The sequence below is a fragment of the Streptomyces laculatispora genome (genome assembly GCF_017353455.1).
GTDB classification, from domain to species: Bacteria; Actinomycetota; Actinomycetes; order Streptomycetales; family Streptomycetaceae; genus Streptomyces; species Streptomyces laculatispora.
The window spans coordinates 1-5,776 of the sequence record NZ_JAFMPZ010000541.1; the positions used below are offsets into that span (position 1 = coordinate 1).

Genomic DNA, 5,776 nt, shown 5'->3' on the forward strand with positions numbered 1-5,776 from the left:
GGCGGAGACGAATGCGGCCAAGTGCGTGACGAACCGGCGCGTGCCGGGCCGAACCGTGGCATTGTCGTCGGCAGGCTCCCCTTGCACCTCATTGCCCGAGGGTGTCCCTCATTACCTGAATGACCCGGATGCCCGCCCCAGGTGCCGCACAGGCTCCGGGTAGGCATGATCTCGAACTGGGTGGAAAGGCGGAGTACCAACCCGCCACCAAGGAGGAGGATCCCGTGACCCGCATCGACAGCGTGCGCGCCGCAACCGACTCGGCGAGGGACAGCGTGCAGCACGCCGCGGAAGTGGCGGCCCCCTACGCCGACACGGCCAGGGAACAGGCCGTTCACTACGCGCAAGAGGCCCGGACGCTGCTCGCGCCGAAGGTTTCGAAGGCAGCTGAGCAGGCTCGCGTCCAGTACGGCGCACACCTCGCACCACGTATCGAACTCGCCCGTACCCATGTGCCCCCCAAGGTCGACAAGGCCGCGCAGCGCGCCGCGCGCCGCACCCGTCGGGCCGCCAGGAGTGCTGCGGACTACACCGTTCCCCGCGTCGAACACGCGATGGCCGCGGCCCAGCCGGTCGCCCAGGAGGCCACCGCGCGCAGTGCCGCCGCCCTGGCCGCACTGCGCGGGCAGGTCACGCCGAAGGAAATCAGGAAGCTGACCCGGAAGCACGAGCGGCGGGCCAGGGCCGGCCGCCTGTCCAAGGCACTGGCCGTGGCCGGCATCCTGGCGGGCAGCGCCTATGCCGTCTGGCGCTGGTGGGACAAGCAGGCCAACCCCGACTGGCTGGTCGAGCCGCCCGCTCCCACCGAGGTCGACGACCGTGCCCCGCTGACCTCGGTCGACGGGAGCGGCTCGACGGCCCTCGACCCCGACGTCCAGGCCAAGCAGGCCGACGAGGAGACGGACGGACCGGACGCCGTGGACGGCACGGACCTGGACGACCGCCCCTGACCGGCGGCTGAGCAGCAGTACGGAGAACGGGCGCCGGAAGACCACGAGGTCTTCCGGCGCCCGTCGTTTCCCCGGGACGGCGCAACCGAACCGCCACGCGTCCGCAGGGCCGGCCGGCCGCAGGACGCGGTGGCATCGGGCTCCGCGGACGCAGGATCGTCAGAGCGGGTCGGGGGCGGTGAAGACCACGACGCAGTTCTGGCCGCCGAAACCGAAGGCGTTCGCCATCGCCGTACGCACGGGCAACCGCCGCGCGACGTTGGGCACATGGTTCAGGTCGCACTCCGGGTCCGGGAAGTCCAGATTGATCGTGGGCGGCACGACGCCGTCGCGGATGGCCGGCGCGCACACCATCGCGCTCAGCGCGCCGGCGCCCGCGATCAGATGACCGGTGATCGGCTTCGGGCTGCTCACGGTGATCCGGTCCGTCGCCGCGCCGAACGCCGCCTGGAGCGGCTTGGTCTCGGTGCGGTCGTTGGCCTTGGTGGAGGTGCCGTGAGCACAGACGTGGTCGATGTCGTCCGGTGCGACCGCGGCCCGCTGGACGGCGGTCCTGATCGCGGCCGTGGCGTACTCGCCCGCCGGGGACGGGGCGCTGACGTGGAACGCGTCACAGGTCAGCGCGGTGCCGCCGACCGTCTGCGCCGGCAACTTCCGCGACTCCAGCGGCAAGGTCACCCCGCTGGCGTTCGGCATCGGGCACGCGCTGTCGGAGTGCTGGAGTTCGAGGGCGAGATCTACTTCGAGTGGAGCACGCCGTCGGAGAGCCTCACCGGCGACTACTGCCTGCTGTTCTCCGCCGCCGGCTCCTGATCCGGCTCAGACACCGATGATCTCGAACGGCATTTCGGCCAGTCCGAGGAACACGGCCATCACCAGATAGGCCGGGAACCAGATAGGCCGGGAAGGAGTGCACGAAGGCCGCCCCGGCCAGCGCCACCGCCTTCCCGAGCGCGAACACCGCGGCGGTGCCCCGCGGCCCGACCCGGTCGGCGAGATGCCCGGCCGGCACCGGGGTCGGGAAGAACGCGGGACATCAGGCGGGCCATGACTGGCACCTCGCTCGGTGGGTGACGGTTGACTCCACGGCGGGCCGGCGGACATGGTTCGCTGGTTCCGGGCGACCAGGACGCACCGGGCAGGAAGCGGGGATGGAATGCAGCCGATCAGTCCCATCGGGGTGGTACGCGGCGGACGCCGTCAGGTCCACGAGGACGGATGGGGGGCGGAGGTCTCGCGGATCGAACTGGATTCGGCGGTGTTCGACGTGTCGGCGACCACCGGCCTCGACGACTACTCGCACGTCGAAGTGATCTTCGCGTTCCATCTGGCGACGCGGACCTGCACCGCCACCCAGCACCCCCGGGGCAAGACCGACTGGCCGCTCTCCGGGATCCTGGCGCAGCGCGCGCCCAACCGGCCCAACCACCTCGGGGTCACCGTGTGCGGCCTCGCGGCCGTCGACGGGCTGACGCTCACCGTGCACGGCCTCGACGCCATCGACGGTTCCCCGGTACTCGACGTCAAGCCGTATCTGCCGGAGTTCGCCCCGCGCGGTGAGGTGCGGGGTCCGGCCTGGTCCGCCGAGCTGATGCGCGACTACTTCTGAGTCCGCCGGGCCGCCGCGGCTCATGACACGGCCACCAGGTCCGTACGTGCCGCGGCGATCAGGGTGTTGGCCTCGTCCCGGGGCGGCTCCTCGTCGCCCAGCAGCGCGATCGGGAGCGCCGCCTCGCTGCGGATCCGCGCGGCGAGAGCGCTCCTGGTCACCCGGCCGCCCTCCGGCGTGGCCCGCACCGCGAGGAAGTCGATCCCGGGCAGCGGCAGTTCGGGGGACCGGTCCACGACCAGCCCCACCGCCCGGGTGCCGTCCGCGCCGCGCAGCACGCACCGGCCGTCCCGGCGCTCCAGCTCGATCAGCCGGTGGTCCAGGCGCACCCGGCCCACTGTCAGCGGCACATCGACGGGCTCCGCGTCGGTGGGGTGACCGGCCGGCCGCGCCACGGTGCGCGCGACGAACTCCGGATCCCGTTCCCGCAGCCGGCTGAAGGTGTTCACCACCCGGCGGCCGCGCAGCGCGAACACCGTCTGGTGCCCCTCCAGCCGCTCACCGCGGCACAGCTGCTCGAACCACGCGGTGCTCTCCGCGGCTTCCGCCTGTGTCTGCTCGGCGACCGGCCGCCGGATGCTCTCGTACGCGGCCGCCGCCCGGAGCGGATCGTCGTGTCCGGCGATACATCGGACCAGACACAGCGCGTCGTCGATGGCCAGAGCGGTGCCCGAGCCGGTCGAGAAGTGGACCGTGTGCGGCGTCCCCGGCCGGCACCGTCCGGCCGTCGGACCAGCGGCGGTTGGCGACCGTACGGAACGGCTGCCAGCCCGCCGTCCGAGCCGTCAGGGGAGCGCCGCCCAGCTCGCTCCGGAACAGCGCGGCAAGCCGCAGCTCCGCCTCGGCCGCCGGCAGGCCGAGCAGGCCCAGGGCAGACAGGGTGTCCGGATCGGCCTCGCCGATGAGGGTGCTCTCGTCGGCCGCATGGGGATGGGCGTGCACCACCAGGGGGCCGGGGCCCAGATCCTTGAGGAGGAAACACGGTTCGATGACCGAGGGGGTGCTCATCCACAGATACCGGGTGCGGCCTGCGGAGACGGAGGTGCCGAACCGGTCGGCGCGCTCCCGGCGCAGCTCGCTGCCCGCACCGTCCGCCAGCACCACCAGATCCGCCTGCTCCGGCAGCTCGGTGACGGTGCGCTTGATCAGCCGTACGTTGGCGCTCTGCGCGGCGAGCGCGCGGACGTGCGCGTGGAAGGCCTGCCGGGAGATCCCCGACCTACCGAAGGCGCCGGACGGGATCCGTTCGCCGCCGATCATCGTGATCGTCTCGTCCCACGAGGCGTACGCGGCCTCCGGCAGCCGCAGCGCCTCGGGGCGGGCGGACCGGATGCGCTGGGCGAACTCGTCCGACAGCACGATGCCGGCCCCCGCCCCAGCCCCGGTAGGCACGATGCGCGCCCACTGATGGGCACAAAAAATGCCCCCTGAAACCGCGATCTCGCAGGTCAGGGGGCATTTGGCAAGTGGAGCCTAGGAGATTCGAACTCCTGACATCTGCCTTGCAAAGGCAGCGCTCTACCAACTGAGCTAAGGCCCCGAAAGCGGGCAGCACCGGACGCACCGGCATCGTGGTCACCGCCGCAGACCAGAGTACCCGGTGATCCCCTCAATCCTCCAAAAGACAGGGGCTCCCGGCCGACGACCACGCTCCGTAAGATGCTCGCGAGGTTCGCAGCAGCGAAGCCTCAGCGAAGGGGAGACGCTATGGATGCAGCACAGCAAGAGGCGACGGCCAGAGCCAGGGAACTTCAGCGCAGTTGGTACGGGGAACCGCTGGGTGCGCTCTTCCGACGGCTGATCGATGATCTGGGCCTGAACCAAGCCCGGCTGGCGGCGGTACTCGGGCTGTCCGCCCCCATGCTCTCCCAGCTCATGAGCGGTCAGCGGGCGAAGATCGGTAATCCGGCCGTGGTCCAGCGCGTCCAGGCGCTCCAGGAACTGGCCAGTCAGGTCGCGGACGGCAGTGTCAGCGCGGGAGAGGCCACCGACCGGATGGAAGAGATCAAGAAGTCCCAGGGCGGCTCCGTGCTCACCGGCACGGGCCAGACGTCGTCGACCAGCGGAGCGCCCACCGTGCGCCGTGTGGTCCGCGAGATCCAGTCGCTGCTGCGGTCCGTCGCGGCGGCCGGTGACATCATCGATGCCGCGGACTCCCTCGCCCCGACGCACCCGGAACTGGCAGAGTTCCTCAAGGTGTACGGGGCAGGACGCACCGCGGACGCGGTGGCGCACTACGAGGGACACCAGAGCTAGACCGGGGTACGCACCGGCAGCCGCAGTATCCGGGCACGGGCACACGCACCGGCCGAGGGCAGGAACGGGGAGCGAGCGCAGCGCAATGGGTGAGGTCTTCGCTGGTCGGTACGAGCTGATCGATCCGATCGGACGTGGTGGGGTCGGTGCTGTCTGGCGTGCCTGGGATCACCGGCGCCGCCGCTATGTGGCAGCCAAGGTCCTCCAGCAGAGCGACGCACACACGCTGCTGCGCTTCGTCCGCGAACAGGCACTGCGGATCGAGCATCCGCACGTGCTCGCTCCGGCCAGTTGGGCCGCGGACGACGACAAGGTCCTGTTCACCATGGACCTCATCAGCGGCGGTTCGCTGGCCCACGTCATCGGTGACTACGGGCCGCTGCCTCCCCGGTTCGTCTGCACGCTGCTCGACCAACTGCTGTCCGGACTGTCGACGGTGCACGCCGAGGGGGTCGTGCACCGGGACATCAAGCCCGCCAACATCCTCATGGAGGCCACCGGAACCGGCCGGCCGCATCTGCGGCTGTCCGACTTCGGCATCTCCATGCGCAAGGGTGAGCCGCGCCTCACCGAGACGAACTACGTGGTGGGAACGCCGGGTTACTTCGCGCCCGAGCAGATGATGGGCGCGGAGCCGGACTTCCCGGCAGACCTCTTCGCGGTCGGCCTCGTCGCCCTGTACCTGCTCCAGGGGAAGAAGCCCGACTCCCAGGCGCTCGTCGAGCACTTCGCCGCGTACGGCACACCCAGTGCTCCGCAAGGCATCCCCGAGCCGCTCTGGCAGGTGCTCGCCGGGCTGCTGCAACCGGACCCGCAGGCCCGCTTCCGTACGGCCACGGGCGCGCGCAAGGCGCTGACGGCCGCGGTCGAGATGCTGCCCGAACCCGGGGCCGATGACGAGCCGGTGGAGGTCTTCGACCAGATCGGCCCGCTGCCCGCCGGCTTCGGCCCCGCGGGGCCG

The 5,776-nt window shown here is 71.3% G+C and carries 7 protein-coding genes and 1 tRNA gene; 4 read left to right on the forward strand and 4 right to left on the reverse strand.

Features of this window, described 5'->3' with window-relative positions; translation table 11 throughout:
• Positions 1-224: 224 nt before the first annotated feature.
• Entirely contained in the window at positions 225-950 is a 726-nt protein-coding gene (locus J1C73_RS28665) for a DUF5324 family protein (RefSeq protein WP_207318919.1), read from the forward strand.
• A 159-nt stretch (positions 951-1,109) separates the two neighbouring features.
• Here the strand turns inward: J1C73_RS28665 and J1C73_RS28670 are convergent, their stop codons facing one another.
• Positions 1,110-1,646, reverse strand: coding sequence for a beta-ketoacyl-[acyl-carrier-protein] synthase family protein (locus tag J1C73_RS28670; RefSeq protein ID WP_207318920.1), 537 nt, complete (start codon positions 1,644-1,646; stop codon positions 1,110-1,112).
• 460 nt (positions 1,647-2,106) lie between these two features.
• On the opposite strand from J1C73_RS28670, the gene J1C73_RS28675 reads away from it, so the two are divergent.
• Positions 2,107-2,559: an SAM-dependent methyltransferase gene (locus tag J1C73_RS28675; RefSeq protein WP_207318921.1), complete on the forward strand. Its 453-nt coding sequence runs from the start codon at positions 2,107-2,109 to the stop codon at positions 2,557-2,559.
• A 20-nt stretch (positions 2,560-2,579) separates the two neighbouring features.
• On the opposite strand, the gene J1C73_RS28680 is transcribed toward J1C73_RS28675, so the two are convergent.
• From J1C73_RS28680 to J1C73_RS28690, 3 genes are all read right to left on the reverse strand, one after another.
• A complete protein-coding gene (locus J1C73_RS28680; RefSeq protein WP_207318922.1) occupies positions 2,580-3,035 on the reverse strand; it encodes a hypothetical protein in 456 nt (151 codons plus the stop codon).
• Between the two features lie 22 nt (positions 3,036-3,057).
• Positions 3,058-3,951 carry an FAD-dependent monooxygenase gene (locus J1C73_RS28685; RefSeq protein ID WP_207318923.1) on the reverse strand — a complete coding sequence of 298 codons (894 nt, stop codon included), beginning with the start codon at positions 3,949-3,951 and terminating at the stop codon, positions 3,058-3,060.
• Between the two features lie 75 nt (positions 3,952-4,026).
• Positions 4,027-4,099: transfer RNA gene (locus J1C73_RS28690), tRNA-Ala, on the reverse strand.
• Positions 4,100-4,266: 167 nt separating this feature from the next.
• Between J1C73_RS28690 and J1C73_RS28695 the strand changes: the two genes are divergently transcribed.
• Both J1C73_RS28695 and J1C73_RS28700 read left to right on the forward strand, forming a co-directional pair.
• Positions 4,267-4,815: a helix-turn-helix domain-containing protein gene (locus tag J1C73_RS28695; RefSeq protein WP_024489493.1), complete on the forward strand. Its 549-nt coding sequence runs from the start codon at positions 4,267-4,269 to the stop codon at positions 4,813-4,815.
• Between the two features lie 85 nt (positions 4,816-4,900).
• Positions 4,901-5,776: serine/threonine-protein kinase (locus J1C73_RS28700; protein ID WP_207318924.1), on the forward strand; the 876-nt coding region annotated here is incomplete at its 3' end.